Raw genomic sequence first — 23,017 nt, 5'->3', positions numbered from 1 at the left:
CATTTATAGGATAGCAAACGTATCTGAGATATTTCTTCGTTACACCTAACGAACCCTACTCCCCGCCAATAAATACGTATCGGCAAACTACAATGAGCGCCAAAATCCACATAAGCCAGTGAATTTTCACTTTACGCTCTGTTACCAAGTTACTGAACACCGCCAAAATCACATAAGATACGATACCTGCGGAGATCCCGTTTGCGATTCCACCTGTGAAAGGCATCAATACAATGGTAAGGAACGCAGGGAAAGCTTGCAGGAAATCATCCCACTCAATGCTGCGCACTTGACTCATCATAAGCACACCCACGATGATCAATGCCGGAGCCGTCGCAGCGGATGGAACAACAAGCGCAAGAGGCGCGATAAACAGAGCCAAAATGAACAACAAACCTGTCGTTACCGAAGTCAGTCCTGTACGTCCACCTGCCTCAACACCTGAAGCACTTTCAACGTATGCCGTAATGGTACTTGTACCCAGTGCAGCACCTGCGCTGACACCAACTGCATCGACGAGCATCGCTTTACCGATGGTTTTCTCGCCTTTTTTCTTGTCCTTCATAATGCCCATACGCGTTGCAGTACCTACCATCGTACCGAACGTGTCGAACAATTCAACGAAGGTAAAGATAAAGATGATTTCGAACAATCCCAGACTGATGGCACCTTTTAAATCCAGCTGTCCAACCGCCAGATCACTGAAGTTAGGCAACCAGCTTGCGCCCGAAAGACCACTCAGATTTGTAACACCCATCGGAATACCAATTAACGTTGTTACTACGATCCCGATTAGCAGAGCGCCTTTAACACGCATAACCATCAGTATAGCAATAAGGAGCAAACCAATCAGTGCAAGTAATGCATCGTGATGCGTTATAAAGTTACCCAATGAAAGATTAAAGCTGCTGCCTGGAATCGGCTGGCTCAGATCTGCGTCTGGCGCAACATTCACCGTTACAGCCACGAGATTAGCAAGTTTGAAACCGATAATCGTAATAAAGAGACCGATACCAACCGTAATGGCCATTTTGATCGACTGCGGTACTGCAACAAGCAACATTTGCCGAATCTTGGTCACGGTCAGAATAATGAACACGATACCGGAAAGGAATACCGCTCCGAGAGCAGCTTGCCAAGTAATCGCTCCATTCGAACTTAGAACGACAGTCATGAAGTACGCATTCAATCCCATACCTGGTGCGAGCGCAATCGGAATATTCACGAACAATCCCATAATAATAGTCATTAATCCGGCGCCGACGGCTGTTGCAAAGAATACTGCATTATCCGACATCCCCGCACCGGCTTGTCCCAAGAACAACGTATTCACAAAAAGAATGTAAGCCATTGTCATAAACGTAGTGAGACCCGCAACAATCTCCGTTCTAACGTTTGTTCCGTTTTCTTTTAATTTAAAGAAACGATCCATAATTACTAACTCCCCCTTAGAGATGTTGAAGCCATATTGAAAAACGACAAATGACCCTGATGAAGATTCTTCACCCAGGGTTCAGCTGACAAGGAGTGGCATGATGCCTTTACTAAGAACAAAAAAAATTCTAATGTGCGTGATGTCCCCGCAATCATGTAGAATTCATGTGCTTAGCCTTCTCCTCTTCGTAGCCAGATCATTAGGGTGATCTCGTAGAGACTCCCGGGCCAATCCCCAGGATTATACGAATAAGTATGCGCTATTTGTTTGTTTCCCATCACTATTTTAGGAGGGCAGTATGTTTTTGTCAATGAGAAAAACGAATATTAATCTCACCCTTGTATAATATCGTTCGTATTATTTAACAGATTGAACCAGTTCAGCGGTTTACAACCCAATTGAATGCGCTTTTTTCGATGAAATCTCAATGGGATATGTCCATTCTTTCAGGCTGAAAGTTCCACAGGATAACATAAAAAGCTAACCTGATCAAAGAGCAGAAGCGCTCTAATCAGGCTAGCTTATGTTTCTGATGCGTTTTTAGCAATGAGGTGAATGATGATCTAGGAATAACGATGTCTCGTATTCCGAAGGCATATACTCATTAGGTATATGGAGCAATTTGCGACATGTTCCGGAGAATTTTTTTTGCCGGATCAGTCCTATGTTAATTAGATCTCTGTCTGCGGAGTATCCTGTATCTCTTGTTGTTCCTGATTCGCGTTTGTTGTTGTGTCAGAGGATAACTCCTGGTTTCTGGTCTGATCGGAAGAAGCATCCGCTGCCTCTAAATTCGTAAATGGAAAGTCCCCCGAACCGGAAGCCAGATCTTGCACACCTGAACCGCATCCTGCCAGCATCACCATCAGAAATGCACTTCCAATGCCCATCTTCCATTTGCTCATATAGTCGGTTTTACGCATACATTCAATCTCCTTTCAGTAGGCATATAGCTCTTAGTATGTACTTATTGTACAGGCTGGACCTGAAAGGATCATGAAGTGAACTTTAAAATGGGATTAATTTTGAGAGTGTACTATTTGTAAAAAAAGTACCCAATGAAAACTTGATCACAATATTCTTCTTATAAAAAAAAGCCCTTTTATTTGCGAAATACCGCAGATAAAAGAGCATTTTTATAATCTATCGTTCAGAGTCTATACCCTATTCCCACTCGATTGTTGCAGGTGGTTTGGATGTTACGTCATAAACGATACGGTTTACGTTATCAACTTCGTTAACAATCCGTACGGAGATTTTCTCCAGCACATCCCAAGGAATACGTGCCCAGTCCGCAGTCATACCGTCGATGGATGTTACTGCACGAATACCCACAGTGTAGGAATACGTACGTGCATCACCCATAACGCCAACACTCTTCATGTTCGGCAGGGCAGTGAAGTACTGCCAGATTTCGCGGTCAAGACCGGCTTTGGCAATCTCTTCACGCAGGATGTAGTCTGAATCACGAACAATTTTAAGTTTCTCTTCAGTAACCTCACCTAGAACACGGATCGCAAGACCCGGACCAGGGAACGGCTGACGGTGTACAATTTCGTCCGGCAGGCCACACTCGGTACCGACTTTACGTACTTCATCCTTGAACAACGTGCTCAGTGGCTCGATCAGTTTGAAGTTCATGTCTTCAGGCAGACCGCCCACGTTGTGGTGGGATTTGATGGTCTGTGCAGTCGCTGTACCACTTTCTACGATGTCCGTGTACAGTGTACCTTGTGCCAGGAATGCAAAGTCATCGAACTGCTTGGACTCTTCGTCAAATACGTAAATAAACTCGTTACCGATGATTTTACGTTTTTGTTCTGGATCATCCACGCCAGCCAGTTTGGACATGAAACGCTCTTGTGCATCAATTTTGACAACTTTCATGTCGAATTTGCCAACAAACGTCTCCATTACACTTTCTGCTTCGCCTTTACGCAACAGACCATGGTCGATAAACATACATGTCAGTTGATCACCAATGGCTCTGTGAAGTAATGCAGCTACAACGGAAGAATCTACACCGCCGCTAAGCGCACACAGTACTTTACTGTCGCCCACTTTTTCACGAATGTCTTTGATGGTGTCATCGATGAATGTCTCCATCGTCCAGTTGCCTTCGCAACCACAGATTTCGAACAGGAAGTTACGAATCATGTCGTTACCGCGAACAGAGTGACGTACCTCAGGGTGGAACTGAACAGCATACAATTTACGCTCATCGTCACTCATGGCAGCGATTGGCGCACTTTCCGTGCCTGCATCCAGTTTGAAACCTGGAGGAAGTGTAACCACGTGGTCACCGTGACTCATCCATACCGTATGTTCGCCTTCAATGCCTTTTGCCAGTGTAGATCCCGCAGCAAACTCAAGGTCTGCTTTACCGTACTCTCGCTTCTCGGAACGTTCTACTTTACCTTCGAGCTGTTGGGCCATAAGCTGCATCCCGTAGCAGATACCGAAGATTGGCAAGCCCAGGTCATAGACACCTGGGTCCACGTGTGGAGCATTCTCAGCGTATACGCTGGACGGCCCACCTGAAAATACGATTCCTTTTGGTGCCATTTCTGCGATCTTTTCCGCCGGTGTGTTATACGGCAAAAGCTCGCTGTATACGCCAAGATCCCGGATTCTTCTGGCGATTAACTGGTTGTATTGGCCCCCAAAGTCAAGGACAACCACAATCTCATTCTGCTTATTCATAACCGTGCCTCCCTCAATTCAATGAAACTAATTATACGCAACGACAAAACATACCGTCAAGGAAAGGCGAAACTCCTTTTTTCGACATATCAAAACAGGATTACCAAATGCCTCTAAATATGAAATTCCGAATAGAAAAGCTTGGCAGCAAGATGCTGGTTCAAGTGTATGATCGTGGAAAGACGCCTCGTTCGCAGCGCAGCGCGAAAGGCGTCTTATGTATGGCATGCAGCGATGAACCAAACGCTGCATTTAAAAACAGTGCGCCAGCAATGGCGATCTTCATCTGCCCACAAGCTACCCTCAAGCGGCCAAGCTTTATTGGAAATCGATAGCGATTGTATGCTTTGGTGTAACGTTGTAACATCCTTGTGTTACAACGCCTGTAAGCGCCGGGCCAGACGAAGTGCCCGGCGCAGGAAGTCCAGACTGTCCGCGCGCAGCGGACGGTCTGGACCGTACAGCAGCCGTTCCCAGTCGGCTGCAAACCGCGCGATGTCCGCGCCGTCCGCGCCTGCGGCCAAAGCCGGTGACGCTGCATATTCACGCAGCGTCATATCCGGCGGCCGCGGGCCGTACCGGCGCGCGAGCGCGGACCAGACCGGAGCGGCGGCACCCAGCAGCCGCTCGCGGTCTGGAAAGCTGCTGCGCGGCCACGCCAGCAGCAGCCCTAACCGCAGCGCGGGGCGTAGCCGCCGCATGCGGACCAGAGCAGCGGCGCCCAGCAAGGCCGCTGCCACAAGGGCTGCCGCGAGCCATGGCTCCGCGGCAATGGCCCGTGCGCGGGCGAGCAGCCATGCGCCCGCGTTAGCCAATCCGCCGATCATATACGGCGGATTCTCCGCAACAGGCTGTGGTTCGGTGAGCGCTGCGACATTTTCGCCCGCGCCTTGCGCCATGGTGAAACCCGGCGTGGCCTCAAACGGCATCCAGCCTGCACCCGGAAAATACACCTCTACCCAGGAATGTGCATCTCCCTGTGAAATCACATACTGACTGGGCACATCCGGGTCAGCAACTCCGGAGCCAAAACCTTTAACCCAGCGTGCGGGGATACCTTCCGAACGAAGTAACACAATCATGGCTGTGGAGAAATGATTGCAATACCCCTGCCGGGTGACGAATAGAAAATCGTCCACAAAGTCTGTTCCTCGCGGTGGCATACGGGTATCCAACGTATACTCGGCATGAGCAGCCAGATAAGTCTTGACGGCCTGCACAGCGTCATACCGGGTCTCACTGCCTTGAATAACTTCCTTGGCGAGCGTCTGCACTCGACCAGGGAGTGACGTAGGCAATTGCAGATAGTCCCTCCGAATGGCTGCCGGATCTTTCTCTTTATTCGTTTCCTCAAGCAGACGTAACTGTTCAGGTGTTGCGACAGGAACCATGACATCTGCCGAATAATTTTTAACTATCTTATCGTTTCCGGAGCCTGTGAGCCACAATGTTGCCGAATCTCGATTAGACAGCAAGGAAAACATGTTTTCCTGATTATCCTTGTTCTTGTCCTGGAACGATACGTTGACCGGTATGCCCCCGGTAAAGAGTGGATTTGGTCCTTTCCACTCTCGCTGCATCGTAACGGTTTGGCGAATGCGACTCCAATAGGTTGGATTCTCCCAACCATCAGCACGCAGCATTCCGGATGGACTTGCCGTTTCGAAGCTTTGACCCGGATCACTCCAAGTACTACCGTTATAATATGAACGGGTCTCCCCTCGCCAATACGTCACTTTTGGACTCTTTGCTATAAAAAAGATGGAGTTCCCCTGCACCAACGGTGCTCCCATAGGCGCGTCCGCTGTGCTATATCCCGTGACTGCCGTTGCAGCAGGGATACTACTGTGCTTTGTATAACCTGCCCAGCGAGCTATGCGTTCACCCATCTGTTCCAGAGATATGCGTTCCGGTTGAGGAATGGAAGCAAACTGGCCAGGTAACGCTGATAAAAACACCATACCTGCAGATGCAACGATAGTTACTGCACTCCAACGGCCATAGGGGCTGCCGCGATAACTCGGAGTAGTGACTGCTGCATTGAGACGTAATAGCTGGAGCAGAGCCTGAATAAGAAAAGTCCATAGGACAGACCGCATTACAGAAGCATACACATCCAGCCCCGCAAAAGATTCAAGCAAAAGCAAATAGAGCAGCGTTGCACTGCCAAACAGCATAACACTTCGACGTAACAACACAAGGGATTGCACAGAAGCCATGAGCATGCTCCAGCCGCACATCATGAACAAACCTCTCGTTTCTGTACTAATCGAGTGAAATCGCCAGTTATTTATAAAAGTGTCCTTATCCGCTGAAAATATCCCCGGATAAGCGATCGCCCAACGGACAGGATCACTTCCTCCGTACATCAGGCATAAAGCAGCGAGTGCAATGAATAATCGGATCAGCACTCCGGTGATCCATCCTGTACGAATTAACCCCGCGAGCAACAATGCTCCCGTTAATCCCGCCATTACGGACAAGAACCGTTCACTGCCCTGCTGACCTGATGATGTAACAGGATATATCCACTCCAGAGACAGTATTAGTAAAATGGCCGAAATAACAATTTTGTACAGGACAGGTACGCTCACATATCCCTCATCCTTTATGTCCGTCACTGAATTCTGGTTCACAGCTTTATATACGGAATGGGCCGATTCTATTCTCGTACGGTCCGTTGACTCTAAGTCGGCCACAGTGGAATTGGGTTGCTGGTTACCATTACGCTCCCACATCCGTTACCTCCACCTTTCCCAATGAAGATAACGCAATGTCTGTAACCGCGTGGATCGGCACCCCGCTGTGACGAAGCCGTTCCAAACTTAAGCTGTCATATCCCAATCCATTCATCAATCTATCCGTTGATCCTAATTCGCTCTGGTTCGCTTCAGTCAATTGCACCTCTACACGATAACCCGACCCGATTGCAGTTATGATCCATTCGGCCAGAACCTGATCCATCTTACCTGTGAGAACCACAATTCGCGAACCGCTCGCCAGTCCATCCAACATCTCCGTTCGGAGTGAAACAGACACAGATTGTGCTTTGGATATTCGTGCCCCCGCTAGTCTGTCCAGTCCATGATTCTCATCATCTGCAAGGAATGACCCATGTTGCCATTGATCTTGTGCACCATGGGTCTTATCTCCGCCTTCCATCCACAGATGATAAGGAATGTCATCCCGCTCAGCGGTATGAATCCAGCTGGCTGCTGCACGAACCACTCGTTCAAAAGCAGGTGCATCCATGTTCTCCCGTTGTTTTACGTCATAACCTGACGCGCCTTCATACACAAGGATGCCGAGCGAAGCTAAATCCGTGGTATCAGGCAGAAAGGTCTGAAGTTTTCCCGTTTTGGCTGTACTTTTCCAATGAACACGTCCCAGGGGGTCACCCTGCTGATATTCACGGAACTCCGGGCTACGGTTACCCTGGCTATTTCTTCGCTCCGACAGAGTCCCTTCGATCATCGCTGCGAATTCTACCGAATCCCCCTTCCCCCAAGCCGTTGCTTGAGGAACAACAATCAGGGGAGTACCTCCTTCGGTCTCTGCAGAGAGGGTATTCCAGCCAAACATATCACCCCAGTACAATCTGCCCGTATCCCATCTGTAGACTCCTCTGCGTAAACCGGAACATTCATATTGATAGGAAAATTGTCGCCGTGTTCCCGGGAAAATCAATTTGCGATGAACACCTGCAGGTGTGTTCTCACACAGAACGATCCATAACAATGGAATACGGCAATTGAATTCCAGTTCGACAAGAACCCGTACCTGCTCGCCTGCCTCAATCCGGTTCGTGTGTATTGTCCGACGGATGTGAATACACCGTGGTCTGAACCAATGGAGAAGCAAACCTCCTGTGAACATCAAGAAAGCTATAATGGATAGAAACAACGCCGCTTTGCCCCCATGCCACTGATACAAGGAAGCGAAAGCAACTACCAAGACAGCACTCACCATCCGTTGTCCCAGCGCAGTCATTGCCTCCGTCCCCTTCCCTGTGATGCCATCTGTACAGGTACCGGGACCGATGACAATGCTTCTTCAATGACTTGTACTTGTCCCCAAACCTCCGCTCTGTTCTGGGCCTTCAATTGAACACGGTGGGAAAGGACAGGCACAGCTACCTCTTTCACATCATCCGGAATGACATAACTGCGTCCTTGAAGATAGGCAAATGACTGCGCGGCAGCCATCCAGGCCAGTGTTCCACGCGGACTGATGCCCAGTCTGACCGCCGGAAGGCTGCGAGAGGCTACAGCAACGGCCACCAGATACTGTTTGACGACCGGGTCAACATGTACCTGTTTGACTTCACGCTGCATGGCTACGACCTCTTCAGCAAGCAGGACAGGGCGAAGTTCATCAAGCGCTTCTCTACTTTGCATACGGGTTAACAATTCCAATTCCTGTTCCGGATCGGGATACCCCAGTCCAATTCTCATGATAAATCGATCCAGCTGCGCTTCAGGCAGACGGTACGTACCCTCGAACTGTAACGGGTTCTGTGTCGCCAGCAGAAAGAACGGGCGTGGCAAGGCGTAGGTTGTGCCATCAACCGTAATACGCCGTTCCTCCATTGCCTCCAGCAGGGCAGACTGAGTGCGTGGTGAAGCGCGATTTATTTCATCAGCCAGGACAACGTTGGACATGACAGGTCCGGGCCGAAACTTGAATTCAGCTGTATGTGGATGATAGATTGAAGTGCCCGTAACATCTGCCGGCATGACATCGGACGTGAATTGAATCCGGCCCATGGAGCAGTCCAGTGCAGAAGCAACGGCACGAACCAGCATCGTTTTCCCGGTACCCGGCACATCTTCCAGAAGTACATGCCCCCCACTGAGCATTGCAGTGAGGACATAACGAATCTCTGTTTTTTTGCCAATAATCACACTCTCAACACGCTTCATGACCCTGTTTAACAATTCAACAGCATGTTCATGTTCCATTCGGATATAAGACATTTCTCCTGATCTCCTTCCGTTCATCAGCATTCCTGAACCATAGTAATCTATGATTCAGTGTTGCCCGGAAGTAGAGAGAATAGTCCTGCAAGAATGACTTTCTTCAGATCATTTTATACTTAAATATGTTATTCATTGCCGAAATGGATCTGGAAACGCCCGCCTTTACCGTCCACTCTGCTTCATTACTGGTTAAGGAATTCACCCTCAACCCCATCTGCTCCAGTAACTCACGTAATGGAACCCAGATGGTTCCACCATGACTCTGTACTGCCCCCGTTTCAATTGCCCCTGTTGTTGTCAGTGTTCCGCTCACACTGTCTGCATGAATCGTTCTTTCTTTCCATACTGCTATGGCTGTCCTTGTTTCAGAGTCCCAGCGAGTGCTGCCCCCGAATTTTTTCATAAAAGTACGCAAAGGCACCATGATTCGCTGACCCTCCATGCGGAACTCACCCGGTTGCAAGGTAGCCGCAGCCAATCCCACCTCTACCTTCAGCTTCTTGTTTGCAAGCCATAACGTCGCGTTCGCTTCTACATGCTCTGCGATCCAGGCCTTTCCCGGCGCCTTGCGGGCCTTATACTTACCATCTGGATGTACACGGAATTGAACTGGTTGATCCGTACTCTTTATGGTGTCAAAACGATATCCATGATCACGATAATATTTGATAATACCCGGAAGTGCTTTTACCGTTTCAGCATGTGCACCACCGTCATGCATCAGGACAATGACCGAACGTGCTCCCGCAGGTACTTTGGTCGAATTGCTGAGGATCTCTTTGGCCGGAACACCTTTACGCTTGGAATCCCCACTGTCGACGTTCCAGTCCATGACGGTGTATCCACCCAGTTGGAGCAAATCAAAATAACTCTGGTCAAAATGCCCGTAGGTACCGCCTGGTGCCCGCACCAGATTCGGACGGAAACCGGTTATACGCTCCAGCACTTCCTCTGTCTGCTTGATCTGTTTCCAGAACACTTTAAAATCACTGTACAATTGTTCGTATTGATGATTAAACGTATGATTGCCCAAAGCATGTCCATCCTCCACTAGCCCCCGGATTAACTCGGGATAACGCTCTGCCTGCTCACCCAGCACAAAAAATGTAGCCAACACCTTCTCCTTACGCAAAATATCCAATACTTCACGGGTATGGTTACCCGGTCCATCGTCAAAACTCAGATAGACTACCTTGTCTTGAGTATTCTTATCTTCCGGGATTGGATCACCTGAGCCGGAAGCAGAAGATGCATAAGCCGTGCCTGCATATACAGCAAATGCACATAACAATATCGTAATTCGCACGAGAATGACATACCATTGTCCAGATAAAAACGTATGTATGGTTGTTGCAGAGTTTCCCCCTAATTCCTTGATTGTGAATTCCGGTCTCTGTACCATTTACGAATCGCCCTCCACCGTCTCTAGTGAATTTGCTGATAGACTTCAGCAGATTTGTTAGAATTATATGGAGGCTACATTGAAAAAAGACGTGATTTTGTTTAATATTTTTTCACAATTTGCTATCTAGCCTGATTGATTCTTAGCTTCAGATTAGGTAGCATAATGGACAGGCAGAACACATTAAAACACCTTGGAGAGTATTCATGCTCCCACCCCGTATTCAGGAGAGTGAAATCTATTGGAATTGCTTGAGAAGATCCAACATCTGTTTGGGTCCTACGGATACAGCGTATTGTTTTTTGGCTTGTTGCTTGAATTCATCGCACTTCCCTTTCCTGGTGAAACAACGATGGCTTACGCAGGGTTTCTCTCCTACAAGGGGCATCTCGACTTTGGAATCCTCACCATACTGGCTTTTCTGGGAACAACGATTGGCATGACCATCACTTATTTTATTGGAGCCAAAGCAGGACTGCCCTTTATAACACGATACGGAAAATGGTTTCTGCTGAAGCAGGACAAACTCGATAAAACGCAAAAGTGGTTCGCCAAGTATGGTAATGCCTTAATCTTCATCGGTTATTTCATTCCGGGTGTAAGGCATTTCACCGGATATTTTGCGGGCATAGCTGCTGTTCCCTTTCGTAAATTCGCTCTCTATGCCTATTCAGGCGCACTGTTCTGGGTCGTGCTGTTTCTGGGTATTGGCAAAATATTCGGCCCCCAATGGAATGCCGTATTCCATCTGGCTCACCAATATGCAGCATATATCGTGGGAGGAATCGGCCTATTGCTTATCGTAGCCGTGCTTTATCGTTACCGCAAAGCATGGACAGCAAGATCCACCGTATCCAAGCCAGCCCCTGTTCGACAAAGACAAAAGTAAATTCGGACAAACGTCCACCTATAAAAGTAAGGAGCTGCGAGTCTTCGCAGCTCCTTTTTTTTTCGTTTATACGAACAGTGTAAGAACGAATCATTCTTTTATTTTTTTGTGATAATCCGAATTCATCCCGGTCATACTAACTTGCAAATATAGGGTATATAGGGAGGCGAAGGCATGAGTGCATCGGTGCAGAACCATCAGGACCAGAAGAAGATCTCTCCGAATCTGAATGACAATACCCAATATTGCAAACAAGTGATGGGGAACAGCAACGACTTGATGATCCGACCTCTGCAATGTTTGCACAAATGGCCTGCTGTCATGTTGTACATCGATGGATTGGTGGATGTGAACATTCTGAATCACTCCATCATGGAATCGTTGTTGCAAAAGCGTGATCTCCCTGAATTCTCCGCAGACGATGAACATCTCAGCTACCTTCAGAATGATATTCTGATCGCCAGTGATGTATTGCTGGTGGACGATATGGAGGAGGTAATGAATGCACTTCTTTCGGGATCGGCTATCCTACTACTCGAAGGATCTGTACGTGGATTAAAGATTGGCGCAGCAGGCTGGGAAGATAGATCCGTTGGAGAACCTGTCTCCCAAACCGTCGTTCGCGGACCAATGGAGGGATTCAACGAAAACCTGCGGACCAATACCTCATTAATTCGCAAACGAATCCGTAATCCTCATCTCTGGATTGAAGAAAGAGAAATCGGCAGGGTCACCAAGACCCGGGTTGCCGTGCTCTATCTGGAGCATATCGTGGATCAGGAAATTGTAAAAGAACTGCGTCGAAGACTCGATGAAATCGATATCGATAGCATCCTTGAGAGTGGTTATATCGAGGAACTGGTACAAGACAAGACGGGGACGATCTTTCCCACGGTTTACAACAGTGAAAGACCTGATACCGTGTCTGCCGCTTTGCTTGAAGGGCGTGTTGCAATCATTGTGGACGGGACACCTTTTGTATTGCTCGTTCCTGCCTTGTTTGTTCATTTCTTTCAGTCTCCAGAAGACTATTATCAACGAGCCGATATCAGTACGCTGATTCGAATGATCCGATATCTAGCCTTTTTTATTGCCCTGCTTGCCCCATCCTTTTATATTGCCATTACCACGTTCCATCAGGAGATGTTGCCTACCAATCTTCTCATCAGTCTGGCAGCACAGCGAGAAGGCGTACCTTTCCCCGCCTTTATTGAAGCCTTACTTATGGAGCTAACCTATGAGATTTTGCGGGAAGCAGGCATACGGATTCCCAAGACGGTGGGTCAAGCCGTATCCATTGTCGGTACGCTTGTCATTGGTCAGGCAGCGGTAGATGCTGGGGTTGTATCCGCTGCGATGGTCATCATCGTATCCATCACTGCGATCTCCAGTTATGTTATTCCGGAAAACGGACTGTCCATCTCTGTACGTATTCTGCGATTTGTATTGATGATACTTGCGGCAGCATTTGGTTTCTATGGCATCCTGATCGTGCTGTTAATTACCGTAACTCACCTCTGCAGCTTGCGTTCTTTCGGGGTGTCCTACATGTCTCCATTTGCACCTTTTATTCAGAAAGATCTTAAAGACACGATCTTTCGTGTGCCTTGGTCCCATATGAGAACTCGCCCACTCTCTACTCATGCAACCAATGAAGTCAGACAGTCCACCAAAAAAACGAAGCGGTAGAAATTCGGTAAGGAGTGCACATCCATGAACAGATGCTTACGCTTAATTTTATCCTTTGCCCTTCTGCTTCCTCTCCTTACCGGATGCTGGGATCGCCAGGAACTGAATGAACTTGGCATTATGCTGGGTCTCGGTGTGGACAAAGATGGCGATATGATCAAAGTGAGTGCTCAGGTCGTTGTTCCAAATGAGGTATCTTCCAAGGCAGGAGGAGGCAAAGGCACCCCGGTTACGCAGTATCAAGCATCTGCTGCCACTTTGTTCGAAGCGATTCAGAAATTAACGGAGACCAGTCCACGCCGCATATTCATGGCGCATATCCGCGTACTGGTATTTGGCGAGGAATATGCGCGAAAAGATGGAATATACGACGTTATCGAAGCGCTAATGCGTGAACCTACGGCTCGACCTGATTATTACGTTATGGTAGCAAAGAATACAACGGCCTCCCATGTCCTTGATGTGCTTACACCTTTAGAAAATATTCCTGCGGAAAAGTTGTTTAATTCCTTGGATGTATCCGCCAAGACCTGGTCCCCTACTACCACGGTAACCGGGGATGAATTAATGGATTTCATGATATCTCCCGGCATCCAGCCTGTCATTACGGGTGTAGAAATCCTCGGTAACCAAGAACAAAGTGGTAATAAAGAGAATATAGCCACCATCCGGTCACCAGCCCGCCTTAATACAACGGGGCTAAGTGTATTCCGGAAAGACAAGCTGATTGGCTGGTTAACAGAGGATGAATCCAAAGGCTACAATTACATTCGTGATAATGTAGAATCTACTGTCAGCCACATGCCTTGTCGCAAGAAGGGCAACGTGACATTTAAGACACTCCGCACCACAACGAAGAGAAAAGCCAAAATCGTAAATGGCAAACCTGTCATCAACATTGATATCAAGAATGTCTCCTCCATAGGCGCAGTTGAATGTGGAATACGGATCGGTTCAATGAAAGTTCTCAAAGAGCTGGAATCCGATAGTGAAGAACGGTTAATTGAACTGATGCAGGAATCTGTGCATTCAGTAAGACGTAAGTTTCATGTCGATATATTTGGTTTTGGACAGGAAGTGTACCATGCAGATCCCAAGTTCTTCAAGAAGATAGAGAATGACTGGGATAAATATTTCGAAGAACTGGATATCAAGTACAAAGCCAATGTGCAGATTAAACGTGTCGGTACACTGGATGATTCATTCAAAGATGAACTGAAGGAGTGAGGAAGCATGTTGCTTACATTGGCGGTTATCTTCGTAGCAGTAATTATTGGCTGGGTTGATCTGCCTGGCCTCATTCGCCGGAAGGAGTGGAGAGAAACGGCTGTATACAGTGCAATGCTTCTCACAGCTACATTCTTCGGTGTTATTGCATCTAATTTGTGGGAGTTCCCCAGTCCCCTGTATATCATTATGTGGATCTATGATCCCGTGAACCATTTATTAGCACGCTTGACTGGAACTTAGGTGAAGAGGGAGGGTATATCATGCTCGAAAAGGGACGGATCGGTACAAGACAATTGTCCACCCTTACATTTATGTTAGTGGTAGGTGATATGATGCTGATCTATCCTTCCGTCATCACGTCCTATGCCAAACAAGATGCGTGGATATGTGCTCTTATTGGCGTTCCGCTCGGAATGGCTCTCATGGCGTTGATATTGAAATTGGGCACGATGCATCCAGGGAAAAACCTGGTGCAGATCTCCCGAGATATTCTGGGGTTTTGGCCAGGCACCTTTTTGTCGTGCTTTTACTTGTTCTTCTTCATGATTGGCACATCCACACATACCCGGGAAGTCGGTGATTTCATGACGTCCCAAATATTTCAATACACCCCTATTCGTGTCATCATTCTTATTTTTGTGATTGCCATCGGATGGGGGGTATATCACGGCTTGGAGACCATCGCGAGAACAAGTGAACTGCTCATGCCCCTCGTTATACTGTTTATCGTGATACTCGCCTTCTGTCTTTTGCCACAGGTTAGTACCAGTAAACTGGAGCCCATATCGGATACTGGTGTTGTCTCCATATCGCAAGGAATCCTTGTGAGTATCATATATCCTGTCGGAGAAACCATTCCCATTTTGATGATTCTTCCCCATGTCGCAAACAGTCGCCATCGTATGCGTGACATCGTTATCACAGCAGGTTTCGGTAATTTGATCCTTGCCATTCTTGTTAGCATATCCATGCTCGTACTCGGCCCCTTTCTAACCCAACACAATATATATGCTTCGTTTATTTTGTCTCAAAAGATTAGTATCGGCGGTTTCTTCGAACGAATCGAGGTTATCATGGCTTGCTCATGGCTCATTTCTACCTATTTCAAAGCGATGATCTATTTATACGCTTTTATTGTCGGATGCGCAGAACTCTTCAAACTAAAGGAATTTAAAATGCTCATTCTACCATCAACACTTCTCGTTTATGGAATGGCCAATCTCGTTGCGCCCAGCCTGACATTTATTATCATCACCATCGTTCCGTACTGGGTGGATTGGGACACCACGCTAGGTATCATTCTTCCGGGTATGCTGGTTCTCATAGCGTTAGTGAAATCCCGCAGAACATCCCGTTCACAACCTCAGCCAACTACTGAAGGATAATTCGTAGGGAATTGAGGAAAATTATCCCTCATGGGAAGGAGCGAAAGGAAATGTTGATGAACGAAAAACTTACGATTCGACAGTTCACCTTGCTCACCTTTCTGGTTATGGTTGGAGATATGATCCTGATCTACCCCTCCCTCGTTACCGCAGTAGGCAAGCAGGACGCCTGGTTCTGTTCTCTGATTGGTCTGCCGATCGGTGTTGGCATCATGTGGGTCCTGTACAAGCTACATCGAACACATCCCCAGTTGTCTCTTTTTGAAATCTGTAACCAATTACTTGGGACCTGGGTAGGTTCCATGTTATCAGTTGCCTATCTATTTTATTTCGCCATAGGTGCAGCCATATGTGTCCGTGAAGTCGGTGACTTCATGACGACGCAAATATATCTGAAAACTCCCATTCGGGTCATTATTCTGATGATCATTTGTTCCCTGGCTTGGGGACTTATTCATGGTTTTCGTACGATGGGGCTGAGCGCAGAACTATTAACTCCCATCGTTGTGGTGTTTATTCTTTTTCTCTTTTTGGGGCTCCTGCCTCAAGCCAAAAGTGCAAATCTGCAGCCGTATTTCAGTACGCCCTGGATACATCTTGTAGAGTCTAGCATACGCGCAGCGTTCACTTCCTTTGGCGAACTTATCATTCTCTCTGTGTTTCTTCCGTATGTACAAACAGGATTTCATTTCAAAAGGGATTTTCTACTGGCTACCCTCTTTGGGGGAGTACTGTTAAGCCTGTTACTGCTTCTGTCACTTATGGTGATGGGACACACACTTACGCAGCACAGCATCTATATCTCATACGCCCTTTCACAGAAGATTAATATAGGTAATTTCTTTGAACGAATTGAGGCCTTCATGGCTATCGCCTGGTTAATTTCTACCTATTTCAAAAGTCTGTTATATCTATTCGCCTTTGTGTTGGGAACAGCACAATTATTTCGGTTAAAGACATATAAGCCTCTCATTTTGCCTTCGTCCTTGTTATTATTCGCCCTAGGCGTGCTGATCGCTCCAAATGTTATTTTCTATACAGATACGATCATGCCTGCTTGGGTAGACTGGGATATCACTGTCAGCTTTATCATCCCACTGTTCCTCTTACTGGTTTATCGCATTCGTTCCCGTAAGAGTAAACCCATCCCCTCATGAATCGGATAACATCTGAAGCTGACGAACAAATTGTATTATAAAAGGATATACAAAAGGCTGTGTACATGGCAACTTCCATGAACACAGCCTTTATATTAAGGGTACATATATGCTGTGAAAGCAGTATTATATAGCCTTCAAAGCCTCAAGCGCAGCCTCGATATGTCCTTTGACCCGAACTTTGGACCAGTCCTTGATCAACTTCCCCTCTTCATCAATCAGAAAAGTGGAGCGAACCATACCCATGTACTCCTTGCCATACATTTTCTTCAGCTGCCATACACCGTATTGCTCGGCTACAACGTGCTCTTCATCCGACAACAAGGCAAACGGCAGTCCATATTTGGCGATAAACTTGTCATGCTGTTTCATCGGATCGGTGCTGATTCCGAGAATGACCGTGTTCAGCCCTTCAAATTCAGCATGTCGATCCCGGAAATCACAAGCCTGTTGTGTACAGGACGAGGTCATATCTTTGGGATAAAAATAAAGCAGCACCCGCTGTCCGCGGTAATCCGAAAGCTTTACTGATTCTCCCGTACTAGACGGAAGCTCAAAATTCGGTGCCAATTCGCCTACTTTTAACGTCATGTCAGTTCCTCCCTAATCTCCCCCATGAATTGCTATAGGGCGTTATTATGAACCTGCTCCGCGATACCGCTTCACGCCAAAATTCCACAAAAGCAAGCCCATGGAGCCAAACACCAATCCCATCACAGGTGTAAGCAGCGCCATGCGATGCATCTCGGACCTTTCCAGGAACAAGGCTGCGGGATAGATGCCCACAAAGGCAAACGGAATGATCCAGGTTAACAGCACCTGAATGGCACGGTTGTAGATCGTTACCGGATAACGCCCATACCCTTGGATGTTATACATCAATGGCAGGATACCTGTTGGCGCGTCCGAATAAAAGGATAGTGAAGTCAACGTAGTATAGATGCCGGCATAGATCATGACTGAGCTGAGTGCCAATATAATTAAGGCAGGGATATGCCACCACTCCAGCATCAGACCCATCTCTGCTCCGCTAAAGATCATGATGATCAAGCCGATAAACGAGCCCACCAGTGCAGGCGGATCTACATTTTCAAGCAAGATCTGGAACAAATTATGTGCGGGGCGTGTCAGGATACGATCCATCTCTCCTTTGACGATGTACCGCTCACTGAATCCCCACAGATTGATAAAACAACTAAAAATGCCATAGGGCACCATAAAATATCCATAAACAAAGAGCACTTCACTCTCACTCCAGCCGCCCAGGTTATCCGTATGACGGAAGACCACAAAGATAAAGATCAGGTTGGTTGCCTGGAACAGCAGATCCGATAGGATCTCCACCCAGAAATCAGCACGGTACGTGAGTCGTGTTTTCATGTAATTCTTCAAATATTCCCAGATCAGACCCATATAGTACATATCTGTTATCCCCCTTGCACGAACAGACGCTTGCGCGCCTTACGCCAGATCAATACCATCGGAAGCAGCAGTACGGCAAACCAGAACACCTGAATACCGAGTACACTCCAGATGGCGGTACCTTCCACTCTTCCAGTGAAGACGGAACCGGGCAGATACGTAATGGCCTGAAAAGGCAATACTTTCATCACCGCGGACATCCAGCCTGGATACAGGCTGATCGGGATGATTAGACCAGAGAACAAATCAACCACGACGCGTTTCATACGCATCATGCCTTCATTGTTTTCCACAAAAAATGCCGCTAGTCCCGTGATCACATTAATCTGGGAATTAATGAGGAAACTGAAGAACAGCATGACGAGAAAGCCAATCCACGCCGATGGGGCCGTAGGCAATTCAACCGGGAACAGCAAAATGGCGATGAGCATCCCCGGAATCATGAGCAGCAGGAAGCGGAAAATACCTTCCCCAAGCCCTTGCATCATTTTGACCATAACGTAATTGATCGGCCTGATGAATTGAATCGCAATGGAGCCATCCCGTATATCTGCGGCAATCTCCCGGTCCAGGTTGTTAAAGTAAAACGCACGTGCCATCCAGGATACAGCGATGTAAGTGGTCATCTGCGCTGCCGTGAAGCCGCCGAGTTCACCACTGCTGCCGTAAATGGCTTGCCAGGTAAAGTAATACACGCCGATATTCAGCGTATATATCAAAATGCCGGAGTAATAATTCACCCGGTATGCCAGCATCGTTAGAAAACGGATGCGCATAAAATCAATAAATGCACTATTCATCTCAGGATACACCCACCGCTTCTTTCCCTGCTCCCACAATCTCGGGACGCTCGGCGGAACCGGATTGGTAAATACTGCGCACAATCTCATCCGTGTTGATCTCGATAATCTGAATATCGGTAATATCCGCTTGTCCAACAACACGTCCGAGTACATCCGAAACGTTCAGTTCCAGCGGAATCCATACGGATGCGGACAGTTCATTCTCAACCGTCCAACGTACAGGCAACGCAGCAGTCCATTCCTGCATCTGACTGATGTTGTGAGCTGAACCAAACTTGAAGCGGATCTCCCGCTCCTTACCCCACTGGGACTTGAGATGATCCAGACCTCCATCATAAATGATGTTGCCTGCATCAAGCATGATCACCCGGGAGCACAGTGCCTCAATGTCCTGCAAATCATGGGTTGTGAGCAGAATGGTCGTTCCATGCTCCTTGTTCATGTCTTTCAAGAAATCCCGAATTTCCGACTTCACCACAATATCCAAACCAATAGTTGGCTCGTCCAGAAAAACAATACTTGGGTTATGCAATAATGCTGCAACTAACTCGCAGCGCATACGCTGACCAAGACTGAGCTTCCGTACCGGACGACTTAGCAGATCCTGAAGCTGTAATCGCTCAACCAGTTCATCCAGCCGTTTACGGAAATCGACCTCTCCGACACGATATACTTTGCGCAATAAATGGAAGGATTCGATAACGCCAATATCCCACCACAATTGACTGCGCTGACCAAAAACAACACCAATATTCTGTACAAACTTCTCCCGTTCCTGATACGGAACATAGCCACCAACCGATATTTGCCCTGAAGTAGGCACCAAAATGCCGGTCAACATCTTGATTGTTGTTGATTTACCGGCACCGTTCTCCCCAATATATCCGCATATTTCGCCTTGCGGAATCTGAAATGAAATATCATTTACAGCCAATACCTCTTGGTATTGACGTGCAAACAGGTCCTGGAACGCGCCCTTCAGCCCACCTCGGCTTTTCTGGACGCTAAACGACTTGCGCAAATCTTTGACATCAATCGCCAGCATGATTATACCTCACTTGGATTTTGTTGAAATTGCTTGTAGCCCAAAAAGAAATTATAATGGTATCAGTCAAAATTCAGCAAGCTTTAAAATAGTCTGGAGCCGCGTTCCTCCCCTTATGTTGGGAAAAGACGTGTACGGAAAGCTCCGACTAGATCTTACTTGAATACTCGAACTCGTTTTTTTATTTCATCTCAAATACAAAGGAGAGCTAGCATGACCAGAAAGACGAAGAGAACCATATGGATTTCTCTTGCCGCCTTCGTGTTGATTATTGGAGGAGCAGCGGCATATTATTTCGGTTCTATTCTCAATCAGTTGGACGGTTTGGCAAAAGACGGTGACGAATCACCATTCGCAGGTATCGAGAATGTGGAGAAAGTAAATACTCCTGACCCACCCAAATGGGAAGGTACAGAAACGGTAAATATTCTCGTTATGGGTGTCGATGCGCGCGGATTGAAAAAAGGTGAAGTTCCCCGCTCCGACAGCATGATGGTTGTATCGCTCGACCCACTTACCAAAAAAATCAATCTGTTCTCCATTCTGCGCGACACTTACGTCAATATTGACGGATATGGCAAGGAACGGATCAACACTGCCATCACCCATGGTCCTAATGCAGCGATGCAAGCTGCCGGCGACCTGCTCGGCATTCCTGTACAGTATTATGTGTATACGGATTTCCAGGGATTCATCAAATTGGTGGATGCCGTTGGCGGTGTTGATTTTGATGTGGAGAAAGACATGCACTATACAAGTAAAGCAGACAATAACGAATACGATATTGATCTCAAAAAAGGATATCAGCATCTGGATGGCGAGACAGCGCTCATGTACGTTCGTTTCCGTCATGATGCAATGTCTGATTTCGCTCGGTCCGAGCGTCAGCGTGAATTGCTGAAAGCTGTAACAGCGAAAATGCAGTCAACAACTACCATTGCCAAACTGCCTTCCATACTGGAACAGGTTAATCCTTATGTGGATACAAATCTGACACTCTCCGATATGTGGAAGCTGGGTGGCCTCGGTTACCAGAGCAGCATGAACGGCAGTGAGCAGATTCCGCCAATGAACCTGCTGAAAGAAGAACGTACAGCAGGCGGTGCGCAAGTATTGACGGTTACCAATGAAGAGAAATTGAAGCAGCATATTCAGGATATTATTCACCCGCCTGCTACAACGGATGATAGTACGACCAGTACCGAAGATAAAACAGCCAGTGGTGACGATCAAAAGTCAGAACAACCGGCTCAGTAACCTAAACATGCAGAGGGCAGCCATTACGCTGCCCTCTCGTTGTGCCCGGCTATACTATTATGAGAAAATCATCATATCTTTCTGTGGCTTGTTAATTTATCATATTTTGAATTACGAAAGGAAGTTATCTTATGAAACCATCACGTTCCCGTTCCGAACTTCTATACGCAGAAGCACTTGAGCATATTGTAGGAGGTGTTAACAGCCCTTCACGCTCGTTCAAAGCCGTTGGTGGCGGTGCACCTGTATTTATGAAAAAAGCCCAAGGCGCCCACTTCTGGGATGTCGATGACAACCGTTATATTGATTATCTGGCCGCTTACGGTCCGATTGTTACAGGACATGCCCACCCGCATATTACGCAGGCCATTACGGAAGCAGCAGCAAATGGTGTACTGTACGGTACCCCAACAGAGCTTGAGATCAAGCTCGCCAAAATGCTGAAGGAAGCTATTCCTTCCATGGATAAAGTGCGTTTTGTAAACTCCGGTACGGAGGCGGTCATGACTACGATTCGGGTCGCTCGTGCCTACACCAAACGCAACAAGATCGTAAAATTCGCCGGATGTTACCATGGTCACTCCGATCTGGTGCTTGTCGCTGCCGGTTCAGGCCCGTCCACGCTCGGAATTCCTGACAGCGCGGGAGTTCCAGCCAGTATTGCACAAGAAGTCATTACTGTGCCCTACAATGATCTGGAAGCCCTGAAGGATGCTTTGGAGCGCTGGGGTGATGATGTTGCCGCGGTCATGGTTGAACCGATCGTTGGTAACTTTGGTATGGTTATGCCGGAACCTGGCTTCCTGGAAGGCCTCTGTGCCATGACACGGGCTAACGGCTCACTGGTTATCTATGACGAGGTCATTACGGCTTTCCGTTTCCATTACGGTTCTACTCAGACGTATGCCGGACTCGATAACCATGCAGAGATTGAACCGGATCTGACGGCTCTTGGTAAAATTATTGGTGGTGGCCTGCCCATCGGTGCTTACGGCGGACGCAAACATGTTATGGAGCAGGTTGCTCCGCTCGGCCCTGCTTATCAGGCGGGAACGATGGCTGGTAACCCTGCATCCATCTCGGCTGGTATCGCGTGTCTGGAGGTCCTGCAAGGCGCGGGTGTATATGAAGAGATGGAACGTCTTGCTATCGACCTGACAGCGGGTCTGCAAGCTTCTGCTGACCGTCATGGGATTGCACTGACGATCAACCGGATTCGTGGTGCATTCTCCACCCATTTCTGTAATCACCCAGTTACGAACTACGATCATGCTCAAGACACGGATGGAGAGCTGTTCGCTTCCTTCTTCCGTCACATGCTGGACCGTGGCATTAACCTGGCTCCATCCAAATATGAGGCCTGGTTCCTGACCACGGCTCATACAGACGAGGATGTTCAGGCTACATTGGAAGCTGCAGAAGCTTCCTTCAAAGCGATGGCTCAGGAATAAATTAGATTATTTCCATCAACGATGTAGCGTACAAGCTACATCGTTGATGGATAACAACTCATGGAAAAGGCGTCCAACAAGTGATCAACTTGTGTGGACGCCTTTTGTTATATACAGACAGTGGTGAGTGGCCAATACGACTAGATAGATGCTAAGTGTAACAACTATAT

19 protein-coding genes and 1 riboswitch are annotated in these 23,017 nt (G+C 47.5%); of the genes, 8 read left to right on the top strand and 11 right to left on the bottom strand.

Features of this window, described 5'->3' with window-relative positions:
* Nucleotides 1-55 precede the first annotated feature (55 nt).
* From F0220_RS03825 to F0220_RS03795, 7 genes are all read right to left on the bottom strand, one after another.
* Nucleotides 56-1,432 carry an NCS2 family permease gene (locus F0220_RS03825; protein ID WP_105602335.1) on the bottom strand — a complete coding sequence of 459 codons (1,377 nt, stop codon included), beginning with the start codon at nt 1,430-1,432 and terminating at the stop codon, nt 56-58.
* Nucleotides 1,433-1,603: 171 nt separating this feature from the next.
* A riboswitch (purine riboswitch) is annotated at nt 1,604-1,703 on the bottom strand.
* A gap of 403 nt (nt 1,704-2,106) precedes the next feature.
* Entirely contained in the window at nt 2,107-2,340 is a 234-nt protein-coding gene (locus F0220_RS03820; RefSeq protein WP_146117124.1) for a hypothetical protein, read from the bottom strand.
* A gap of 259 nt (nt 2,341-2,599) precedes the next feature.
* Nucleotides 2,600-4,138: a glutamine-hydrolyzing GMP synthase gene (guaA, locus tag F0220_RS03815; protein ID WP_105602336.1), complete on the bottom strand. Its 1,539-nt coding sequence runs from the start codon at nt 4,136-4,138 to the stop codon at nt 2,600-2,602.
* Nucleotides 4,139-4,512: 374 nt separating this feature from the next.
* A complete protein-coding gene (locus F0220_RS03810) occupies nt 4,513-6,876 on the bottom strand; it encodes a DUF4129 domain-containing transglutaminase family protein (RefSeq protein ID WP_105602338.1) in 2,364 nt (787 codons plus the stop codon).
* Nucleotides 6,863-8,128 (bottom strand): DUF58 domain-containing protein, encoded by a 1,266-nt coding sequence (locus F0220_RS03805; RefSeq protein WP_105602340.1) that lies wholly within the window; start codon nt 8,126-8,128, stop codon nt 6,863-6,865. The genes F0220_RS03810 and F0220_RS03805 overlap by 14 nt, the downstream gene beginning before the upstream one ends.
* Nucleotides 8,125-9,114 carry an AAA family ATPase gene (locus F0220_RS03800; protein ID WP_105602341.1) on the bottom strand — a complete coding sequence of 330 codons (990 nt, stop codon included), beginning with the start codon at nt 9,112-9,114 and terminating at the stop codon, nt 8,125-8,127. Before F0220_RS03800 ends, F0220_RS03805 begins: the two co-directional genes overlap by 4 nt.
* A gap of 103 nt (nt 9,115-9,217) precedes the next feature.
* Nucleotides 9,218-10,519 carry a polysaccharide deacetylase family protein gene (locus tag F0220_RS03795; RefSeq protein WP_105602343.1) on the bottom strand — a complete coding sequence of 434 codons (1,302 nt, stop codon included), beginning with the start codon at nt 10,517-10,519 and terminating at the stop codon, nt 9,218-9,220.
* A 241-nt stretch (nt 10,520-10,760) separates the two neighbouring features.
* Here F0220_RS03795 and F0220_RS03790 point away from each other — a divergent pair, with 241 nt between their 5' ends.
* The 6 genes from F0220_RS03790 (at nt 10,761) to F0220_RS03765 (ending at nt 16,869) form a co-directional block, all read left to right on the top strand.
* Nucleotides 10,761-11,408: a DedA family protein gene (locus F0220_RS03790; RefSeq protein WP_017690726.1), complete on the top strand. Its 648-nt coding sequence runs from the start codon at nt 10,761-10,763 to the stop codon at nt 11,406-11,408.
* Between the two features lie 174 nt (nt 11,409-11,582).
* Nucleotides 11,583-13,097 carry a spore germination protein gene (locus F0220_RS03785; protein ID WP_105602344.1) on the top strand — a complete coding sequence of 505 codons (1,515 nt, stop codon included), beginning with the start codon at nt 11,583-11,585 and terminating at the stop codon, nt 13,095-13,097.
* A 24-nt stretch (nt 13,098-13,121) separates the two neighbouring features.
* The gene (locus F0220_RS03780; protein WP_105602346.1) at nt 13,122-14,324 is read left to right on the top strand and encodes a Ger(x)C family spore germination protein; all 1,203 of its coding nucleotides are present in this window, start codon (nt 13,122-13,124) and stop codon (nt 14,322-14,324) included.
* A gap of 6 nt (nt 14,325-14,330) precedes the next feature.
* Nucleotides 14,331-14,567, top strand: a complete 237-nt coding sequence (locus tag F0220_RS03775) for a hypothetical protein (RefSeq protein ID WP_091018692.1) — start codon at nt 14,331-14,333, stop codon at nt 14,565-14,567.
* A 20-nt stretch (nt 14,568-14,587) separates the two neighbouring features.
* On the top strand, nt 14,588-15,712 hold the full coding sequence (locus tag F0220_RS03770; RefSeq protein WP_091018694.1) for a GerAB/ArcD/ProY family transporter: 1,125 nt from the start codon (nt 14,588-14,590) through the stop codon (nt 15,710-15,712).
* Between the two features lie 50 nt (nt 15,713-15,762).
* Nucleotides 15,763-16,869: a GerAB/ArcD/ProY family transporter gene (locus F0220_RS03765; RefSeq protein ID WP_105602348.1), complete on the top strand. Its 1,107-nt coding sequence runs from the start codon at nt 15,763-15,765 to the stop codon at nt 16,867-16,869.
* Nucleotides 16,870-16,995: 126 nt separating this feature from the next.
* Here the strand turns inward: F0220_RS03765 and bcp are convergent, their stop codons facing one another.
* From bcp to F0220_RS03745, 4 genes are read right to left on the bottom strand one after another with little or no spacing between them, the layout of a single operon-like run.
* Complete coding sequence (gene bcp / locus F0220_RS03760) at nt 16,996-17,460, bottom strand: thioredoxin-dependent thiol peroxidase (RefSeq protein ID WP_105602349.1); 465 nt, start codon at nt 17,458-17,460, stop codon at nt 16,996-16,998.
* Nucleotides 17,461-17,505: 45 nt separating this feature from the next.
* Nucleotides 17,506-18,291 carry an ABC transporter permease gene (locus tag F0220_RS03755; RefSeq protein ID WP_036614076.1) on the bottom strand — a complete coding sequence of 262 codons (786 nt, stop codon included), beginning with the start codon at nt 18,289-18,291 and terminating at the stop codon, nt 17,506-17,508.
* Between the two features lie 5 nt (nt 18,292-18,296).
* Nucleotides 18,297-19,091 carry an ABC transporter permease gene (locus F0220_RS03750; RefSeq protein ID WP_036614077.1) on the bottom strand — a complete coding sequence of 265 codons (795 nt, stop codon included), beginning with the start codon at nt 19,089-19,091 and terminating at the stop codon, nt 18,297-18,299.
* 1 nt (nt 19,092) lies between these two features.
* Entirely contained in the window at nt 19,093-20,139 is a 1,047-nt protein-coding gene (locus F0220_RS03745) for an ABC transporter ATP-binding protein (protein ID WP_036614079.1), read from the bottom strand.
* Between the two features lie 213 nt (nt 20,140-20,352).
* On the opposite strand from F0220_RS03745, the gene F0220_RS03740 reads away from it, so the two are divergent.
* Both F0220_RS03740 and F0220_RS03735 read left to right on the top strand, forming a co-directional pair.
* Nucleotides 20,353-21,396 (top strand): LCP family protein, encoded by a 1,044-nt coding sequence (locus F0220_RS03740; protein WP_091018703.1) that lies wholly within the window; start codon nt 20,353-20,355, stop codon nt 21,394-21,396.
* A gap of 131 nt (nt 21,397-21,527) precedes the next feature.
* The gene (locus tag F0220_RS03735; RefSeq protein WP_105602351.1) at nt 21,528-22,847 is read left to right on the top strand and encodes a glutamate-1-semialdehyde 2,1-aminomutase; all 1,320 of its coding nucleotides are present in this window, start codon (nt 21,528-21,530) and stop codon (nt 22,845-22,847) included.
* Nucleotides 22,848-23,017 lie beyond the last annotated feature (170 nt).

This window comes from Paenibacillus sp. 37, from assembly GCF_008386395.1.
In the GTDB taxonomy this organism is placed as follows: Bacteria; Bacillota; Bacilli; order Paenibacillales; family Paenibacillaceae; genus Paenibacillus; species Paenibacillus amylolyticus_B.
This window is presented reverse-complemented; position numbering and strand designations above follow the sequence as displayed.

What these genes read in the sequence shown, in the direction of transcription:
- F0220_RS03810 (WP_105602338.1), bottom strand. Translation starts at nt 6,876, where the DNA reads ATGTGGGAGCGTAATGGTAACCAGCAACCCAATTCCACTGTGGCCGAC.
- F0220_RS03735 (WP_105602351.1), top strand. Translation starts at nt 21,528, where the DNA reads ATGAAACCATCACGTTCCCGTTCCGAACTTCTATACGCAGAAGCACTT.
- F0220_RS03750 (WP_036614077.1), bottom strand. Translation starts at nt 19,091, where the DNA reads ATGAATAGTGCATTTATTGATTTTATGCGCATCCGTTTTCTAACGATG.
- F0220_RS03800 (WP_105602341.1), bottom strand. Translation starts at nt 9,114, where the DNA reads ATGTCTTATATCCGAATGGAACATGAACATGCTGTTGAATTGTTAAAC.
- F0220_RS03765 (WP_105602348.1), top strand. Translation starts at nt 15,763, where the DNA reads ATGTTGATGAACGAAAAACTTACGATTCGACAGTTCACCTTGCTCACC.
- guaA (WP_105602336.1), bottom strand. Translation starts at nt 4,138, where the DNA reads ATGAATAAGCAGAATGAGATTGTGGTTGTCCTTGACTTTGGGGGCCAA.
- F0220_RS03775 (WP_091018692.1), top strand. Translation starts at nt 14,331, where the DNA reads ATGTTGCTTACATTGGCGGTTATCTTCGTAGCAGTAATTATTGGCTGG.
- bcp (WP_105602349.1), bottom strand. Translation starts at nt 17,460, where the DNA reads ATGACGTTAAAAGTAGGCGAATTGGCACCGAATTTTGAGCTTCCGTCT.
- F0220_RS03825 (WP_105602335.1), bottom strand. Translation starts at nt 1,432, where the DNA reads ATGGATCGTTTCTTTAAATTAAAAGAAAACGGAACAAACGTTAGAACG.
- F0220_RS03745 (WP_036614079.1), bottom strand. Translation starts at nt 20,139, where the DNA reads ATGCTGGCGATTGATGTCAAAGATTTGCGCAAGTCGTTTAGCGTCCAG.
- F0220_RS03740 (WP_091018703.1), top strand. Translation starts at nt 20,353, where the DNA reads ATGACCAGAAAGACGAAGAGAACCATATGGATTTCTCTTGCCGCCTTC.
- F0220_RS03805 (WP_105602340.1), bottom strand. Translation starts at nt 8,128, where the DNA reads ATGACTGCGCTGGGACAACGGATGGTGAGTGCTGTCTTGGTAGTTGCT.
- F0220_RS03770 (WP_091018694.1), top strand. Translation starts at nt 14,588, where the DNA reads ATGCTCGAAAAGGGACGGATCGGTACAAGACAATTGTCCACCCTTACA.
- F0220_RS03785 (WP_105602344.1), top strand. Translation starts at nt 11,583, where the DNA reads ATGAGTGCATCGGTGCAGAACCATCAGGACCAGAAGAAGATCTCTCCG.
- F0220_RS03755 (WP_036614076.1), bottom strand. Translation starts at nt 18,291, where the DNA reads ATGTACTATATGGGTCTGATCTGGGAATATTTGAAGAATTACATGAAA.
- F0220_RS03795 (WP_105602343.1), bottom strand. Translation starts at nt 10,519, where the DNA reads ATGGTACAGAGACCGGAATTCACAATCAAGGAATTAGGGGGAAACTCT.
- F0220_RS03780 (WP_105602346.1), top strand. Translation starts at nt 13,122, where the DNA reads ATGAACAGATGCTTACGCTTAATTTTATCCTTTGCCCTTCTGCTTCCT.
- F0220_RS03820 (WP_146117124.1), bottom strand. Translation starts at nt 2,340, where the DNA reads ATGAGCAAATGGAAGATGGGCATTGGAAGTGCATTTCTGATGGTGATG.